Here is a 16232-nt window from a genome sequence, read left to right on the forward strand (position 1 = left end):
CAGCATCGCGCCAGTGTGGCTGACGGGCCGTCAGGAAGGAAGGGACGGGCGGAAGGAGACCCCGGGGCTCAGTCCGCGATCAGGCCCTCGCGAAGCTGCGCCAGGGTCCGGGTGAGCAGGCGGGAGACATGCATCTGGGAGATGCCGACCTCCTCGCCGATCTGGGACTGCGTCATGTTCGCGAAGAAGCGGAGCATGATGATCCGGCGCTCCCGGGGCGGGAGTTTGGCCAGAAGCGGCTTCAGGGACTCGCGGTACTCGACGCCCTCAAGGGCGCTGTCCTCGTAGCCGAGGCGGTCGGCCAGGGAGCCCTCGCCGCCGTCGTCCTCGGGGGCCGGGGAGTCCAGCGACGAGGCCGTGTAGGCGTTGCCCACGGCCAGGCCGTCGACCACGTCCTCCTCCGACACCCCGAGGACCGCGGCGAGTTCGGTGACCGTCGGGGAGCGGTCCAGCTTCTGGGACAGCTCGTCGCTGGCCTTTGTGAGCGCCAGACGCAGCTCCTGGAGCCGCCGCGGGACCCGCACGGACCACGACGTGTCGCGGAAGAAGCGTTTGATCTCGCCCACGACCGTCGGCATCGCGAACGTCGGGAACTCGACGCCGCGTTCGCAGTCGAAGCGGTCGATGGCCTTGATCAGGCCGATGGTGCCGACCTGGACGATGTCCTCCATCGGCTCGTTGCGGGAGCGGAAGCGGGCCGCCGCGTACCGCACGAGCGGGAGGTTGAGTTCGATGAGGGTGTCCCGGACGTAGGCGCGTTCGGGGCTCGCCTCGTCGAGTGCGGCGAGCCGCAGGAACAGGGAGCGGGACAGGGTGCGGGTGTCGATGGCCCCCGAGTCGGCCGGGACGGCCGGGGCCGGCGCGGTCCCAAGGGCCGTGACGTCGTCGAGCACGTCAAGAGCGTCGAGTTCCTTGGTCGCTGCCTCGCTCTTCGTGGGCGTGAGCACCTTCGAGCTGCCCTGGTCTGCGGACATGCCACCCCCTTTGGGTCGCGGGACGGTCGTGGTGGCGTCCTCCTGCGAGGAACGCAACCTTCACCTGAATACCGGAGCCGGAGCCACGGCAAACGCGCTTCACGCAGAATGTCACATGTCGGCAACACGCTGTAGTGACATGTCGACATGAGAGATGTGAATCAGCCCAGGAAGGAGGGGGTCTGACGGCTCGTCGGCGGGCGGATGTCGGAATCCGCCCTGGTGAGCGATTCGCTCGGGCCGGTGATCGATCGATCTCGTATTCGGTTGTGCGCCGGAGCGGTTCGGGCGCGGTTACGCGTCGATCCGGTTCGCCGAGCGCAACCGCTGGAAGCTGCGCGCGAGCAGCCGCGAGACATGCATCTGGGAGACGCCGAGTTCCGCGCTGATCTGCGACTGGGTGAGGTTGCTGTAGTAGCGCAGCAAAAGGATTCTCTGCTCCCGTTCCGGGAGTTGCACCAGCAGGTGCCGGACCAGATCGCGGTGCTCGACGCCGTCCAGGGCCGGGTCCTCGTAGCCGATCCGGTCCAGCAGGCCGGGCAGCCCGTCGCCCTCCTGTGCGGCCTCCAGGGAGGTGGCGTGGTACGAGCGTCCCGCCTCGATGCAGGACAGCACCTCCTCCTCGCTGATGCGCAGCCGCTCGGCGATCTCGGCGGTCGACGGAGAGCGCCCGAAGGCGGTGGTCAGATCCTCGGTCGCGCTGTTGACCTGGACCCACAGCTCGTGCAGCCGGCGCGGTACGTGCACGGTGCGCACGTTGTCCCGGAAGTACCGTTTGATCTCGCCGACGACCGTCGGCATCGCGAAGGTCGGGAACTGCACGCCCCGCTCCGGGTCGAACCGGTCGATGGCGTTGATCAGGCCGATGGTGCCGACCTGGACCACGTCCTCCATGGGCTCGTTGCGGGAGCGGAAGCGGGCGGCCGCGTACCGCACGAGCGGGAGGTTGGCCTCGATGAGCGCCCCGCGCACCCGGTCGTGCTCCGGCGTGCCCGGCTGGAGATCCTTGAGCTGGGCGAAGAGGACCTGGGTGAGGGCCCGGGTGTCGGCACCGCGGCGCTTCTCGGGCACCGGGTTCGGGGCCGGAGCCGAAGCCCCGTCCTGGGGCGGCGCAGTACGGGCCGACAAGGTCAACGCCACCTCTTCTATCGGTCAACTCATCCATCAAAAGCGGTCATAGCATCACAAGACATGTGCACTGTGTTCAAGCACCGCATAACCACGTGTTGAGTGATGAATTGGGGTATGGGACGCAAAAAATCCCCGCACCATTCCGGTGCGGGGCCGAGGGTTCGACCGTACGGCTCAGACCTCGTAGTCGGCGATCACCCAGGTGGCGAACTCCCGCCACAGCGCGACGCCCGCCTGGTGCGCCGGGTGCTCCAGGTAGCGCCTGAGCGCGTCGGTGTCCTCGACCGCCGAGTTGATCGCGAAGTCATACGCGATGGGACGGTCCGAGATGTTCCAGCCGCACTCCCAGAACCGCAGCTCCTCGATCCGGTCGCCCAAAGAACGGAAGGCCTCGACGCCCGCCACGACCCGCGGGTCGTCGCGCTCGACGCCCTCGTCGAGCCGGAACAGGACCAGATGCCGGATCATGGGCTTCCCCTCAGAGCTTTCCTCAGCTGTTTCCGCGGCTCTTTCCTCAGCTGTTTCCGCCGTTGACGACCCAGGTCATGAAGTCGCCGATGGCCTTGGCCGCGTCCGATATGCCCTCGAAGCCTATCTGGACGTAGTCCGCGGCTCTGGCCGGATCCGTGATGATCACGTACAGCACGAAGACCACGAGCACATACACGGCGATCTTCTTGGCGTTCACGGCCACCGCGCCTCCCCTGTCACTGTGTGCCCGTCGGGCCCCTGCTGCCGGCGGCGAGTGTAACCTTCACGCGCCCCACGGCCACCAACGGCCCACGACCCGAAGACCTTTCCCCACCCGCACACCCCCCTGCCCCGCCCACCGGACCGCCCGCCGGCGCTGACCGGCGCGGGTCCTGCCACGGACGCGCGGTGTCCTGCGGGTCCTCCCCCGGATGACGACCCCCAAGTGGTGAGGAAGGGCGGCGGCCGGTCCGCGGTCGCCGTTCTCGCGGCGCTGCTCGTCATCGACCACGGCCGGTACGAGTCCGTCGGCACCGACGGCGAGGGCCGAGGGCACCGACCGCGGCAGGTCACGCCGCCCGCCTCACCTGCGCCGACCGTGGCACGCCGCGCTGCCCGGCCTCACCCGCACCGACCGTGGCACGTGGCGCCGCCGCGCCTCACCCGTCCTACGACGGGGCCCTTCTGCTGCGCGCCCGCGCTGTCCACGCCCACGCCGCCCGCGGCCGCGCACGCACGAAGGGCCCCGTCGTAGGACGGGGCCCTTCCACCTGCGGTAGCGGAGGGATTTGAACCCTCGGTGACTTGCGCCACACTCGCTTTCGAGGCGAGCTCCTTCGGCCGCTCGGACACGCTACCGAGGGAGACCCTACAACAACCGGGGCCATGGTCCGAAATCAGTATTCAGCGGTCCCGGAAGAACGCGGTGAGGAGCCCGGCGCACTCCTCGGCCAGGACGCCCTCGACGACCTCGGGCCGGTGGTTGAGCCGCCGGTCGCGCACGAGGTCCCACAGGGACCCGGCCGCGCCCGCCTTCTCGTCGCGGGCGCCGTAGACGACACGGTCGACGCGGGCCTGCACGAGCGCGCCCGCGCACATGGTGCAGGGCTCCAGCGTGACCACGAGCGTGCATCCGGCCAGCCGCCAGCCGCCCAGCGAGGCCGCGGCCCGCCGGAGCGCGAGGATCTCCGCGTGGGCGGTCGGGTCGCCGGTGGCCTCGCGTTCGTTGTGGCCGCTCGCGAGCACCGTCGTGCCGTCCGGGGACAGCACGACGGCACCGACGGGGACGTCCCCGCCCCGGACGGCCCGCTCGGCCTCGGCCAGGGCGCCGCGCATCGCGGTCCGCCAGCGGTCGCGTACCGGATCCGGGGTCCGCCCGGTGGGTGAGGTGGTCAGCGGACGGTCTCCAGCACCTCCGAGGCGCCCAGGGCGTCGGCGATCGCGCCCAGCGCGTCCTCCGCGTCCAGGGCGCGCAGCTCTTTTTCGCCGACGCCGAGGTCGTCCAGGATCTCGCTGTCGCCCACCGGACCGTGGGCAACCGCTTCGGCGGCCGGGCCGTCCTCGTCGTCGCCCTCGTCCTCGGACTCGCCGTCCTCCGTGCCGTCGAGGTTCAGGGCGTCCAGGTCGGGACCGTCCGAGCCGGGTTCGCGGCCGAGCAGTTCGTCGGTGAGCAGGAGTTCGCCGTAGGCGCTGCGGGCAGCGGCGGCGGCATCGGAGACGTAGATGCGAGGGTCGTCCTCGCCGTCCACGCGGACGACGCCGAACCACGCGTCCTCCTGCTCGATCAGAACGAGCACCGTGTCCTCTTCGGGAGAGGCTTCCCGGGCCAGGTCGGCCAGATCCGACAGGGTTTCCACATCGTCGAGCTCTGTGTCGCTCGCTTCCCACCCGTCTTCGGTGCGCGCGAGCAGTGCGGCGAAGTACACCGTGACTCTCCCACTGGTCTTAGGCGTGCCGGTTGGGGGTCCCCCCGGCGGAGGTTCTGGGCGGGATGAGCTGGGCTCCGAGCCCCACCCACTCGGAATCGTGGCAGAAACAAAGCGCTGAGGGGACGTCTTCGGCTCCCTGTGTCTGGCAGTTTTGATCGCGTGTATGCAAAGTCGCATCCGGACGTCGGTCAAGGAATCACCAGCGCACTCGTTGCCGCCACCTGCGGATCGTACGCGGCTTTCGGGGACGCTCACGCACGCCCTACCGCAACGCGGTCGCGACCGCCGGCCTTCCCTACCAGCGGAAGGTGCGCATGCGCATCGCGTGCCGGAGTCTGGCGGCCTTGGCGCGTCGCGGCTGGACGCGGTCGCGCAGCTCGCGTGCCTCGGTCAGCTCACGCAGGAACCGTGCCCGGCGGCGCCTGCGCTCGGCTTCGCCGCCCGGCTCGGACGTGCTCGCGCCGGTCGCGTCGGCGGTCGTGTCGGAGCCGTCGGGCGCGCTGGGGCCGCCGGACGGGTCCGGTATGCGATCGGGCTGCTCAGGCATCGGTTCACCACCCCGGTCAGTCCCATCCACTTTCCCCCGGACGGGCGGTTTGACGCCAGCGCGAGCTGCGCGCAAGCGCGGTTACTGTTATGGGCATGCGTCTCCACGTCGTCGACCACCCCCTGGTCGCCCACAAGCTCACCACGCTGCGCGACCGGCGCACCGACTCCGCGACCTTCCGGCGGCTCGCCGACGAACTGGTCACCCTGCTCGCCTACGAGGCCACGCGGGACGTGCGCACCGAACAGGTCGACATCACGACGCCGGTGGCCGCGACCACCGGCGTCAAACTGTCCCACCCGCGCCCGCTGGTGGTGCCGATCCTGCGTGCCGGGCTCGGCATGCTGGACGGCATGGTCCGGCTGCTGCCGACCGCCGAGGTGGGCTTCCTCGGCATGATCCGCAACGAGGAGACGCTGCTGGCCTCCACGTACGCCACCCGTATGCCGGAGGACCTCTCCGGCCGGCAGGTGTACGTCCTGGACCCGATGCTCGCCACCGGCGGCACCCTGGTCGCCGCGATCCGGGAGCTGATCAGGCGTGGCGCCGACGATGTGACCGCCGTGGTGCTGCTCGCGGCGCCGGAGGGCGTCGAGATCATGGAGCGCGAACTCGCGGGCACCCCGGTCACGGTGGTTACGGCCGCGGTCGATGACCACCTCAACGGGCAGGGCTACATCGTCCCCGGCCTGGGAGACGCGGGGGACCGGCTGTACGGGGCGGCCGAGTAGGCCGGTGCGCCGGCCGTCGGCGGTCCTTCGCGACTCGACGGGCGTCGGCATCGGGCCGTCCTCAGCCCTACTTCGACGCGGACCGGCGTACGGCCGTCGGCGGTCCTTCGTCGACGCCGGCCCGTGTACTGCCGTCGGCAAGAGTCGTCGCCAAGAGTCCTTGCTCGAAGTGGGCCGGTGTGCGGCCTTCGGCGACAGTCCTTGCCCGAACGGGGTCGGCGTACAGCCTCAGTAAGTCCTGACGCGGGCCGGTGTACGGCCTCGGCACGTCCTGACGCGGACCGTGCGTACGGTCTCAGCAGTCCTTCTTCGACGTGCTGGTGGACGCCTGCTTCGGCGCGGCGAGCGCGGCCAGTGCCTTGTCGGCGTCCGCCTGCTTGGCCAGGCTCTGGAAGCCGGTGCCGATGATGAGGTCGAGGGCGGCGCCCTTGCGGCCGGCCTCCGTGCGGCGTTCGGCGCCGCCGAGCTGGGTGGCGAGGACGGGCAGCGAGGTGTTCAGCGCTGAGCCGGGACCGATCAGCATCCCGGTGCCCTTGATCTTCTGGTCGAACCGGGCCGGTGCGTTGCCGACCTCGCCGATCTTGAAGCCGCGCTTCTCCAGCTCGTCCGCGGTGGCCTTGGCGAGGCCGGTGCGGGGCGTGGCGTTGTAGACGTTGACGGTGATCGTGCCGGGCCGGGGCGGTGCCGCGGCCGGGCTCGGGGAGGCGTCGGCCCCCGTGGGGCAGTCCGGTGCGGAGTCGGCCGCCGAGGCCTTTTTGCCGCCGGTGAAGACGTCGATGAGCTGCAGGGTGCCCCAGCCGATCAGGCCGAGCACGGCGACCGAGGCCACCAGCCCGAACACGAGCCTGCCGCGCCGCCGTGGAGGGCGCATCCTCGGGTACTTGTCCCCCGTGATCCGGTACTTGCCGCCCATGCCGGGGGGAGTCAGCATGCTCATGAGCGCAGCGTAGTGCGCCGGGGCGGCCATGCCTACTAGATGATCATTCGATGCCGGGCAGGAGAACCCGAAAGGGTCAACCGGAGACCGGCATATGGCCGGTCGGTGTCCGTGGGCTGTCCGCCGATCCCGGTGAGCCCGGCGCGCGTGAGATACGCCCGGCGGTGTGACCGACGGGCCGCGGTCGGGGCACGGGCGTGGTCGCCGATGCGTTCCCCGGATACCCCGGATACCGCGGGGTCCGTCGCCCTCCGCGCGGGGCCGCCGTGGCCGGCTGCGCGCGTCAGTCCAGTTCGAGTACGCGCGCGTGCAGCACCTGGCGCTGCTGCAGGGCCGCGCGGACCGCGCGGTGCAGGCCGTCCTCCAGGTAGAGGTCGCCCTGCCACTTCACGACGTGCGCGAAGAGGTCGCCGTAGAAGGTCGAGTCCTCGGCGAGGAGGGTTTCCAGGTCGAGCTGGCCCTTGGTCGTCACGAGCTGATCGAGGCGGACCGGGCGCGGCGCGACGTCCGCCCACTGCCGGGTGCTCTCCCGGCCGTGGTCGGGGTACGGCCGGCCGTTTCCGATGCGCTTGAAGATCACACGGAAAGCCTACCGGTCAACATGTTCCGGGCGCAGCCGTGGAGAGGGAGTGCGACGCCGGAAAAGACGCCGTGAACCAGGGCATACCGGGAGCAGGCAGTCGAGGTGAGCGAGAAGCTGACGGCGGCGCAGGGGCGGGGCCGGTCGCGGGAGGCGTGCGCCCGGCGGGCCGTGGTAGGGCGCCCGGCCCACGCGTCGGCCGCGTGCCGCCGGGCGTCCTGCCCGCGCGTCAGCCGCGTGCCCGCTTCACGGGTTGCTGCTGCGGCTTCGCCTTGTCCGTCTCCGTCTTCGGTGTGCTGCGCAGGGCCTCCGCGCGCAGCAGGGCGCGCAGGACCGCGTAGGTGTCTGAAGGCATGGCGGTGTTCCTCGTGTTCTTCCTGGTTCTGGTGTGCGATGTCCGGGGTGCCGACGGGCCTTGCCAGGCGGGGTCTGTCAGCAGCGCAGAACCACGGAACACAGGGCGCGCAGGGCGTACGGCGACCGGGGCGCGGCCGGCGGGCGGCTGTGCGGGATGCCGTCCGCCGGGAGGGCGAGCGGCGCGGGACGCACGGGGACGAGGAGGTGGGGGACCGCCCGGGACGGTGGCCGCAGGGCGGTGTCCAGGTCGTCGTGCTGGACGACGTCGCCGGCGACCACCGGCGTCGCGTGCGCCTCGGCGTGGGCGCCGGGCACCAGCAGCGCGAGCAGCAGCACGAGCACCCACAGCCAGGCCCGGCCGTGCGGGAGGGCGTGTGCGCCGCTCATCGAAGGTCGTCTGCCCGCGGCGCGTACGGCGTCCGTCGCGGCGGCCCCGAGATCCGCTCGTACGGCGTACGCGGGGGCGTCACACGGTGCGGGGCACCTGGCGGGCATGGCCGTGGATCCGGACGGACGTGAAGATCTCGACGATGCCGACCACGACCAGCCAGATGCCGCCGACCAGGGTGAGCACGGCGATCGACGCGAACGGCGAGACGATCAGCACGATCCCGGCGACGAAGGTGACCATGCCGAGGAAGATCTGCCAGCCGCGCGCGGGCATGGCGCCGTCGGACGCGGCGGCCAGGGTCTGGGTGATGCCGCGGATCAGCCAGCCGATGCCGATCCACAGGGCGAGCAGCAGGATCGACTGCATGGGGCCGCGGAAGCAGAACAGGCCCAGCAGGATCGACAGGGCGCCGCTGATGAAGGCGAGCACCCGCAGCGAGGTCGCCCGGTGCGTGCCGAACGCCGCGAACAGCTGGAAGACGCCGCTGATCAGCAGATAGACACCGAAGAAGACACCGGCGGCGAGCAGCGAGGCACCGGGCCAGACCAGCACCAGGACGCCCAGGATCAACGAGGCGATCCCGGTGAGCAGGACCACCTGCCAGGCGGCTCGGGACAGGGCGTGCAGCGGCCCCTCGAAGGGTGGTTCGGGCTCGTGGCGGCCGGTCGGCGGGTGGGCGGCGTGGACCTTGCGGTCGTCGTACTCGGGGCCCCAGGCGGAGCCGCTGCTCGGTGGCTCGGTCATGCTCCATGCTGGGACCGGCCCCGAGCGGCCCGCCACCCGGGACGGGCCACCCGGCTGACGCTACGCCCCGGCGGTCTTCGCCGCCTTGGCCGCCTTGGCCGTCGCCTTCAGCTCCTGCTTGTACGCGCGCACCTTGGCCAGCGAGGCGGGCCCGGTGATGTCGGCGACGGACCGGTAGGACTTCGCCTCGCCGTACGCCCCGGCGGCCTCGCGCCAGCCCTCGGGGCGCACCCCGAGCTGCTTGCCCAGCAGCGCGAGGAAGATCTGTGCCTTCTGCCTGCCGAACCCGGGCAGCCGGTCGAGGCGCTTGAGCAGTTCGGCCCCGCTGTCGGCGTCCCGCCAGACGGCCTCGGCGTCCCCGTCGTAGTGCTCGACCAGGTACTGGCACAGCTGCTGGATTCTCTTGGCCATGGACCCGGGGTAACGGTGCACGGCCGGTTTCTCGGAGAGCAGCGCGGCGAAGGTCTCCGGGTCGTGGGCGGCGATCTCGTGGGCGTCCAGGTCGTCGGTGCCGAGCCGGCGCGCGATGGTCGCGGGCCCCTGGAACGCCCACTCCATCGGGATCTGCTGGTCCAGCAGCATGCCGGTCAGCGCGGCGAGCGGACTGCGGCCGAGCAGCGCGTCGGCCTCGGGATCCTGGGCGAGGTGCAGCGTGACGTCCATGGGTCGATGGTCCCGCGGCCCGGCTCAGGGCGCGCGCCGGCGGCCCGGCGCGTGCACCCGCCGCCGTGGGACGCCCGGCTCCCGGCGCGCGTACGACGACAGGGTCCGGGTGGTCGCCGGGGCGCGGGCGATGCACCCGCTCGGGTGCGGGATGTTCGCGGGCAGCGCGGGCAGTTACCGCCCGCACCCGTGCGACCAGGCGGGTGCCCGCGGCGCGGCGGGGGTCTGACGGATCTCGTGGCGGGACGTGGCCGGCGCGGCAGGGGAGTCCCTGTCCCTCCCTGCCGCGACCTCGGCATCCCGCTCGGCCCCTCGAACCGGAGGGCCCGGGCCGCCGGGGCCGGAGCGAGCGCGCCGAGCGGGGAGTCGATCGCGGACAGCGAGGCGGGGCCGCCGATCGCGACGAGACGGGAGGGCGGGTGGCGGCCCGGCAGGATCCCGCCGACGCGGTCGTGGAGATCACCCGTGCGGTGGCACCGGGTGGGGCGAAAGTCACGGTGGCCCGGGAGGAGGACCAGGTGCGCGTCACGGTCGTGGCGAGGCTTTCGGGTACCAGCGCACCGAGTTCCTTGGCTCCGAGGGCCGTTCGACGGTCAGCCCGGTTATGGGCCGAGGCAGGGACGTGGCCTGTGAGAAGAGGCCGTCTCGGGCGAGGGCGAGCGGGCCTGGCGCCTGTCCGCTCCCGGAAACTGTGACCAACGGTGAGGCCCCGCTAGTCTCATGGGAGTTAGCGGGGTCTCAGAGCGCGAGCATCGGGCCGGGCGGTCACACGGCGCCGAACTCTCCGGTCTTGACGCTTGACACGAAGGACGAGAACGCGTCGGCGGGAACGTCTATAACCGGACCGCTCGGGTTCTTGGAATCACGGACGGGGACCACGCCGCGCGAGGCGACGAGGTTTGCGGCGACCTCGACACAGTTGCCGCCGTTGGAGCTGTAGGAGGACTTGAACCAGCGGGGGGATTCGGTCGTCACGGGGTGCCCTTTCGCAACTGGTTGATCACGGCCACGGATTCTGTCTGTGACAGCGCTTCGGCCTGCAACTGATGGTAGGCCGACAACGCAGACAGGACGAACGTGGGTTCGCGGTCCAAGTGCCCCCGGGCCTGGGACTCCGCGTACGCCATCATGGACCGGTCCGACATCGTCAGTAGATTGATCGGTAAGTTGAACGGTCGTCGCTCGCCAATGTCGTACGGAGCGACCTGGAGCATGGTGTTCGGCAACGCGGCGAATTCTATGAGGCGTTGCAGCTGGTCGTTCATGGCTTCGGCGCCGCCGACTGGACGGCGGATGCAGCTTTCGTCCATCACCACAAGCATCGTGGGCGGTCGCGACCGTACTAGCGTCGCCTGCCGTTCCGCCAGAACCGAGACCCGTTCGGCTGCTTGTTCGGGCGTGATGCTGCCCCGGCGTACGTCGCCGTCTGCCAGGGCGTGTGCGTACGCGGGTGTCTGAAGCAAGCCGGGAATGATCCCAATCTCAAACAACCGGATCTCTACTGCCCGGCCCTCGTGCCCGACGTACTCGGGGAACCCCTCCAGCAAGGAGCCGTGTTGAAGCTCACGGTATTCGCGCTCGAACGCGTCCGCTGTGTCCTCGATGCCGAACGTCCTGTCTGCGCTACGCGAGAAGCGGAGGGTTGGAGGCTTCCGACCAGTTTCAACCGCCGAAATATGCACACTGGAATATTCCATACGTTCGCCAAGGTCATCTTGGGTCCAGCCGCGCGCCTCCCTCATGCTGCGCAAGCGCGCTCCGTAGGCCGCCTGGGGAGAGGCATCTGGGTTCAACTCCTTGCGATTCAAGAGCTGTTCACCGACCTTTCGTTCTCTTCCAACAGGTTGAATGGTTCCCAGGAGTCGGCCACGCTGAACCTCCCCGGTAGTCGTAGCACTACGGAGAGGAGCGACCGTGTCCGGTATGCGCTATCTCGCAGAACGGCAGGAACCCCCCACGCCCTGGCCCTCGGCCAACGACGTGGCGGAGCTGGAAGCACTCATAGCCGCCGACGGATTCTGGCGGCTGGCTCCGGACTGGGTGCCGCGCACGGGCTTCGCGAAGCCAAGAGGAGTGAACGACGACTCCATTCCGATCCGGTCGGCGTTGAACTGGCCGCCCTGCCAGTGCGGGAAGCCGGAGTGCCCCGACGTTCAGTCGAAGCGCCAGCTGGCCGACAACCGGTCCACCAGCCCGACCACGCAGCGCCTTCGGCCCCTTGTGGAGAGGGAGAACCGGCGTGCGCGCTGAGACCCAGAAGACCACCGTTGCCGCGTTCACGGGCACGCCGCACGAAGACGGCCCCACGGGGTGGTGGACGCAGTGCGGCGGACGGCTCGATGAACGGTCCGGCGTGATCGCGTTCCCGTGCAGAGCACTCCCTGCGTGCCGCATCCCGGAGTGCACGCGATGTCGAGACAGGGAGACGAAGTGAACGACGGCGCATACGGCGCAGAAGGCCCCGGGCTGGACGCCAGCAGCTGGTTGTCCCGGCAGACCCGGTACCCGGCTCAGCTGGATGCTCTGAGGACACCGCGCCCGGGGCCTGTTGACCCTGATGGGTGTCCCTTGTGCAGGGCCTTGCGAAGCTCACTTGTGGAGGCGCTGAATGCCGGGGCCCCGGAATCAGGAAAGGTTGTCCTGTACGCCATGCGGGAGCACATGGTTTATGGCCATCCGAACGACACACGGACACTGCGGACCGCCCCTGTCCCTGAAAGGCGGTGCCCCGATGGCAAAGCACGCGGCCGGTGAGACAACCTGCTTCCGGCGGTCGCGGGCCCGGAAGTTCAGTCCTGACGGCTCGTTCTGGGGCGGGCTGCTCCTCCTCGTGATCTGGGGGTCCGCAGTCACCTTCATCCTGTCAGCAATCGTGACAGGAACCAGCCCTCCGTAAGCCCCGCCCTGGCCGGTTGATCCCCGATTACCCCGATCTCCGGTCCGGGCGGGCACCACTTTCTCTGTCGCTCTCCCTAGGTTGGGCGATCCTCAAGCGGGGGGCAGCGAGTGTGCGACAGAGGGCCCGTGAAGCACGGTCACTCGCGAATATCAACGGCCGCGCTGACCAATCCGGTCCAATCCCGGACACGGGCGCCACCCCAGTAGCTCAGTGGCAGAGCACGCTTCGCGCCGCTTCCTAACGCGTATACGGACCCGGCGCAAGCGACGACTCCGGTTCGATTCCGGGCAAGGGGACTGCCAGCCCCGGTTCCCTCAGCCCTGGACAGGTCGGGCGGCCCGGGGCGGGGCCGACAGCGGCAAGTGCTGCGGCCCTGGGCAACCGTGAGTCTGCGGGACGCGTGGCTGATCTGCCTTCTTGCACAGGGCAGTTGGCTGGATGACCGTTCAGGTTGGATGTCCTGCACCAGTTCGAGTCAGAAGAGGAGTACGTATGCCACAGCAGCGCGACAGGCCGGGCGCCGGGGAGACCGTGGACCCCTTCACCCCGCCCGATGTGATCGTTCTGGGTGACGCCGCCACGCTGACGCGGGGTAGCGACAACAACAGTACGGAGTCGAAGCAGACCCCGTACGACTGATCTGTGCCGGGGCACCTACTCCCGTGAGTAGGTGCCCCTGGTGGCGGCCTCCGGTGGGCCGTCATCCGACGTTCCGGCTCGAGTCGAGGTGACGGGTTGACGAAGTCGACGTTGCGGTGGTTTGGCGGGTGCGCGCCTGGCAGACGGACCGCTGTACCGATGGCCGCTCGCCTGGTCTGGGACGACCCGCTTCTGTGGGTCGTCGGTGACTGGGCTCAGGGGCAGGTGCGCACGGCGGAAGAGCGCGGTGCCAAGATCGCCGTGATCGGCCCCTGCTCCGCGACTGCACCCGAAATCACGCGTGCCTTGGCCAGCGCCGACCTTGAGGCGGCGGCACGTTCGTGGTTTGGCTCGTTCACGGTGGTGCGAGCGGACGACGCAGGCGGCGTCGAGGTCCTGGCTGACGCAGCCGGCGCTTGCCCTCTCTACAGAGTGACTACTCCTGACGGACTGGTGTGGGGATCGAGTTCGCTCGCGCTGTCTCCGTTGGCAGGTGGGTGCGTGGACGACGAATGGATCGCCGCTCACCTGCGGGAGAAGAACGCACCCCTCACCGGCCACAGCGCGTGGACCGGAGTGGACCCGGTTCCGGCCGGGTACCGCATGACCGTGAGCCCGGACGGCGAAACATCGCTGTCGGAGTGGTGGACCCCGGTCAAACGCCCACTGGAGGACGCACTTCAGGCACTTCGGCGGGCGCTCAGCGAGGGGGTACGAACGCGTGTCGAGGGCGTTCCCGTCACATCGGATCTGGCAGGCATGGACTCGACCACGGTGGCACTCCTGGCCGCACAACACGGCCCGGTCACGGGCGTAACCCTCCACCCGTCCGGGGTCACCGAAGGCGGAGACCTTCAGTACGCGCGGGCGCTGGACGTGCCCGGACTGAACCGCACCTACTTCCCGCTGGAGGCTCGTCATCTGCCGTTCACGGCCGCTGACGTCCCACTGTCCGCCACCGACGAACCCGCACCGTCAACAGGCGTGTGGGCCATGCTCGCCGCGCAACTCCGGATGGTCGCGGCCAACGGATCGGCGCGTCACCTGACCGGCGACGGCGGCGACAATCTGTTCTTGCCCGCCCCTACTCACTTACCCGGCCTGGCCCGAAGCGGGCACTGGCTACGCCTCGCCGCTGACGCGGTGGACTGGGCACGCTTGCGCAAGCAGAGCCCGCTACCATTGATCTCACAGGCGCTTCGCCGCGATATGAACCGTCTGGGACGCCCAGCCCGCCCCCGACCCACGTGGCTCAAGGTGCCGGTACCCGATCCCGCGCCCGTCGCCGGTGATGCTGACACGGTGCTTGTGGCATCCATCAGGAACGTGGCACGAGCAGTTCAGGCTGACATTCAGTTGGCCGACTCCACGGGCATCGAACTGCACAACCCCTACTTCGACGCGGGTGTGCTGCACGCGGTGGTGTCCGCACCCGCTGCTGAACGCTTCTCCGTCCGCCGGTACAAACCCCTCCTCGCCCATGCCTTTGCCGACCTACTCCCCGAAGCCCACCGCCAGCGTGCAGCCAAGGGCCTGTTCGCAGGCGACTTCCACCGAGGGCTTCGTACCAACCTGCGGCGCGTTCTCGAACTCGCGGACGGACGTCTTGCCGCCATGGGCATCATCGACCCGGTGCCACTGCGCGCCACGGTGCATGCGGCAGCCCTCGGCGCACAGACAGTTTGGCCGCCGCTGCTCTCCGTGCTTGCCGCCGAAATGTGGCTGGAAGCCATCGAGAACACGTCGGCCACCGAGTGGACCACGGCGGCCCCGGCAGGCGCGCGATGACCGGCGTCAACAGCGTTACCGCGTTCACCGCTCACGCCTGCGTGCTCATCGACTACGACACCGGACGCACCGAACTACGCCCCGCCTCCGAGGAGTCCGTAACCCTGGGCGGGACGGTTGTACGGCTCCAGGATGCCGCCCCCTCATGGGGGACCGTCGAGGTGCCAGCAGTCCTGCCAGGACCGGCCCACGTTCCGCTTCAGTGGCGCGCCGGAGCCGTCCCCGCTGTTCTCATCACGACGGTGGTCTGGGCATTCGGTCACCGCGACAGGCGGTTTTCCCGCCTCGTACGGCTGGCCTGCTCCGGGCGTGCCCTTCCGCCCGCGGCAACGTGTCAGGCCCGCTACGCTGTGTGCGCGGTGCGCTGGGCTTCACGGCTGGTTCCCATGCGCTGGGCCTGCCTGGAGCAGTCGACCGCCGCCTCCGTGCTCCTCGCGATGGCAGGACGACGCGCCGAGTGGCGGCATGGGGTGGCCACCGATCCGGTACGGCTGCATGCGTGGATCGCTGACATGGAAGGCGAGCCCGTCGAGGAACCGGAAGACACCGCGCTTTACACCCCCACCTACACACCCGATGGACCCGGCCCGGTGATCAGGGCCGAAAGGAAGACCGATCGTGAGTGAGCCGCATATTCTCCTGACGGGTGAAAACCTCGCATTGGGCATGCCCCGGCGCGAGATGTTGCCCGAGTACCACCGTTGGGAGAACGACCCCCGGACGATTCTGGGATACGGCAACCAATGGGCGCAGGCGTGGGAAGTCCGCGAGTCCGGATGGGAACGACAGCGAGGCAACAGCCGCTACCAGCAGTTCGAAGTGGTGCGGCTGGATGACCATCAAGCTATCGGTGTCACCGTGTTGCAGATCAACACCTTCGTGCAGACCGCCGAGTTCGTGATCGTCCTGGCCCCGGAAACGCGAGGGAGGGGCTACGCGACCGAAGCGACCCGCCTGACTCTCGACTGGGCGTTCCACCTGGGAGCTCTGCGCATGGTGTGGCTGAAGGTGCTGCAACCCAACCGCGCCGGGATCGCGGCCTACGAGAAAGCGGGTTTCCGCCAGTCCGGTCGGCTGCGCCAGTCCGGATTCTGGCTCGGGCAACCCGTGGATGAACTCCTCATGGATGCCCTCCCTGAAGACTTCCCCGGCCCCTCAGCCGTGACTGCCGCTATCGAAGGCTGAGGCGCCGTCCAGAGGGCTACGGCCCCGTTCGACGGGCGGGGCGGCTACGTTGTCAGACCCGACCCCTACCCTGCTCGGCGCCCGCTGGTGCGGCCGACCGTCGTCTGTGAACCACAGCCGCACCCACATGGCCGGGTGGACAATGGTCGCCGCGAGCAGACCGCCGTCGGTCAGGCGCAGCCGGCGGTAGTGCGGGGTGACGTCCTCGGCGTCGGTGAACTCGCAGTCCCGGGCGCGCAGCAGTCCGAGGACCGCGCCCTCCCATCT

General features: G+C 69.8%; 21 protein-coding genes, 2 tRNA genes and 1 pseudogene. 7 read left to right on the top strand and 17 right to left on the bottom strand.

What is annotated here, in order from left to right; genetic code table 11:
- Positions 1-68 precede the first annotated feature (68 nt).
- From ABT245_RS28375 to ABT245_RS28410, 8 genes are all read right to left on the bottom strand, one after another.
- Positions 69-974 (bottom strand): RNA polymerase sigma factor SigF, encoded by a 906-nt coding sequence (locus ABT245_RS28375; RefSeq protein WP_351738547.1) that lies wholly within the window; start codon positions 972-974, stop codon positions 69-71.
- Positions 975-1268: 294 nt separating this feature from the next.
- Positions 1269-2108 (bottom strand): RNA polymerase sigma factor SigF, encoded by an 840-nt coding sequence (locus tag ABT245_RS28380; RefSeq protein WP_351738618.1) that lies wholly within the window; start codon positions 2106-2108, stop codon positions 1269-1271.
- Positions 2109-2279: 171 nt separating this feature from the next.
- Positions 2280-2573, bottom strand: coding sequence for a Dabb family protein (locus ABT245_RS28385; RefSeq protein WP_351738550.1), 294 nt, complete (start codon positions 2571-2573; stop codon positions 2280-2282).
- A 46-nt stretch (positions 2574-2619) separates the two neighbouring features.
- Entirely contained in the window at positions 2620-2799 is a 180-nt protein-coding gene (locus ABT245_RS28390) for a hypothetical protein (protein WP_351738552.1), read from the bottom strand.
- Positions 2800-3349: 550 nt separating this feature from the next.
- Positions 3350-3434, bottom strand: a tRNA-Ser gene (locus ABT245_RS28395).
- A 45-nt stretch (positions 3435-3479) separates the two neighbouring features.
- Positions 3480-3911: a tRNA adenosine(34) deaminase TadA gene (gene tadA / locus ABT245_RS28400; RefSeq protein WP_351738555.1), complete on the bottom strand. Its 432-nt coding sequence runs from the start codon at positions 3909-3911 to the stop codon at positions 3480-3482.
- Positions 3912-3967: 56 nt separating this feature from the next.
- Positions 3968-4501: a tRNA adenosine deaminase-associated protein gene (locus tag ABT245_RS28405; protein WP_351738557.1), complete on the bottom strand. Its 534-nt coding sequence runs from the start codon at positions 4499-4501 to the stop codon at positions 3968-3970.
- A gap of 298 nt (positions 4502-4799) precedes the next feature.
- Positions 4800-5051 (bottom strand): hypothetical protein, encoded by a 252-nt coding sequence (locus ABT245_RS28410; RefSeq protein ID WP_351738559.1) that lies wholly within the window; start codon positions 5049-5051, stop codon positions 4800-4802.
- 95 nt (positions 5052-5146) lie between these two features.
- Between ABT245_RS28410 and upp the strand changes: the two genes are divergently transcribed.
- Positions 5147-5782 carry a uracil phosphoribosyltransferase gene (gene upp, locus ABT245_RS28415; RefSeq protein ID WP_351738562.1) on the top strand — a complete coding sequence of 212 codons (636 nt, stop codon included), beginning with the start codon at positions 5147-5149 and terminating at the stop codon, positions 5780-5782.
- A gap of 295 nt (positions 5783-6077) precedes the next feature.
- Here the strand turns inward: upp and ABT245_RS28420 are convergent, their stop codons facing one another.
- From ABT245_RS28420 to ABT245_RS28455, 8 genes are all read right to left on the bottom strand, one after another.
- The gene (locus tag ABT245_RS28420; RefSeq protein WP_351738565.1) at positions 6078-6719 is read right to left on the bottom strand and encodes a LytR C-terminal domain-containing protein; all 642 of its coding nucleotides are present in this window, start codon (positions 6717-6719) and stop codon (positions 6078-6080) included.
- A 283-nt stretch (positions 6720-7002) separates the two neighbouring features.
- Positions 7003-7299: a type II toxin-antitoxin system VapB family antitoxin gene (locus ABT245_RS28425; RefSeq protein ID WP_003999914.1), complete on the bottom strand. Its 297-nt coding sequence runs from the start codon at positions 7297-7299 to the stop codon at positions 7003-7005.
- Positions 7300-7528: 229 nt separating this feature from the next.
- Entirely contained in the window at positions 7529-7654 is a 126-nt protein-coding gene (locus ABT245_RS28430) for a hypothetical protein (protein WP_351738567.1), read from the bottom strand.
- A gap of 77 nt (positions 7655-7731) precedes the next feature.
- Positions 7732-8043, bottom strand: a complete 312-nt coding sequence (locus tag ABT245_RS28435; RefSeq protein ID WP_351738569.1) for a hypothetical protein — start codon at positions 8041-8043, stop codon at positions 7732-7734.
- A gap of 79 nt (positions 8044-8122) precedes the next feature.
- On the bottom strand, positions 8123-8791 hold the full coding sequence (locus ABT245_RS28440) for an HdeD family acid-resistance protein (protein ID WP_351738571.1): 669 nt from the start codon (positions 8789-8791) through the stop codon (positions 8123-8125).
- 60 nt (positions 8792-8851) lie between these two features.
- Positions 8852-9454: an HhH-GPD-type base excision DNA repair protein gene (locus tag ABT245_RS28445; protein ID WP_351738573.1), complete on the bottom strand. Its 603-nt coding sequence runs from the start codon at positions 9452-9454 to the stop codon at positions 8852-8854.
- Between the two features lie 765 nt (positions 9455-10219).
- A complete protein-coding gene (locus ABT245_RS28450; protein ID WP_351738575.1) occupies positions 10220-10429 on the bottom strand; it encodes a DUF397 domain-containing protein in 210 nt (69 codons plus the stop codon).
- Complete coding sequence (locus ABT245_RS28455; protein ID WP_351738578.1) at positions 10426-11262, bottom strand: helix-turn-helix domain-containing protein; 837 nt, start codon at positions 11260-11262, stop codon at positions 10426-10428. The genes ABT245_RS28450 and ABT245_RS28455 overlap by 4 nt, the downstream gene beginning before the upstream one ends.
- 106 nt (positions 11263-11368) lie before the next feature.
- On the opposite strand from ABT245_RS28455, the gene ABT245_RS28460 reads away from it, so the two are divergent.
- The 6 genes from ABT245_RS28460 (at position 11369) to ABT245_RS28485 (ending at position 15965) form a co-directional block, all read left to right on the top strand.
- On the top strand, positions 11369-11704 hold the full coding sequence (locus tag ABT245_RS28460) for a hypothetical protein (protein WP_351738580.1): 336 nt from the start codon (positions 11369-11371) through the stop codon (positions 11702-11704).
- 847 nt (positions 11705-12551) lie between these two features.
- Positions 12552-12649: transfer RNA gene (locus tag ABT245_RS28465), tRNA-OTHER, on the top strand.
- A gap of 196 nt (positions 12650-12845) precedes the next feature.
- On the top strand, positions 12846-12992 hold the full coding sequence (locus ABT245_RS28470; RefSeq protein WP_351738583.1) for an albusnodin family lasso peptide: 147 nt from the start codon (positions 12846-12848) through the stop codon (positions 12990-12992).
- 111 nt (positions 12993-13103) lie between these two features.
- Positions 13104-14780 (top strand): albusnodin/ikarugamycin family macrolactam cyclase, encoded by a 1677-nt coding sequence (locus ABT245_RS28475; protein ID WP_351738621.1) that lies wholly within the window; start codon positions 13104-13106, stop codon positions 14778-14780.
- Positions 14777-15406, top strand: a complete 630-nt coding sequence (locus ABT245_RS28480; protein ID WP_351738585.1) for a lasso peptide biosynthesis B2 protein — start codon at positions 14777-14779, stop codon at positions 15404-15406. Before ABT245_RS28475 ends, ABT245_RS28480 begins: the two co-directional genes overlap by 4 nt.
- On the top strand, positions 15399-15965 hold the full coding sequence (locus ABT245_RS28485; protein ID WP_502982210.1) for a GNAT family N-acetyltransferase: 567 nt from the start codon (positions 15399-15401) through the stop codon (positions 15963-15965). Before ABT245_RS28480 ends, ABT245_RS28485 begins: the two co-directional genes overlap by 8 nt.
- A gap of 78 nt (positions 15966-16043) precedes the next feature.
- Here ABT245_RS28485 and ABT245_RS28490 read toward each other — a convergent pair.
- Positions 16044-16208 (bottom strand): annotated as a pseudogene (locus ABT245_RS28490) (siderophore-interacting protein); the annotation flags it as partial.
- Positions 16209-16232: the final 24 nt, after the last annotated feature.

The organism is Streptomyces sp. NPDC001508 (assembly GCF_040298665.1).
In the GTDB taxonomy this organism is placed as follows: Bacteria; Actinomycetota; Actinomycetes; order Streptomycetales; family Streptomycetaceae; genus Streptomyces.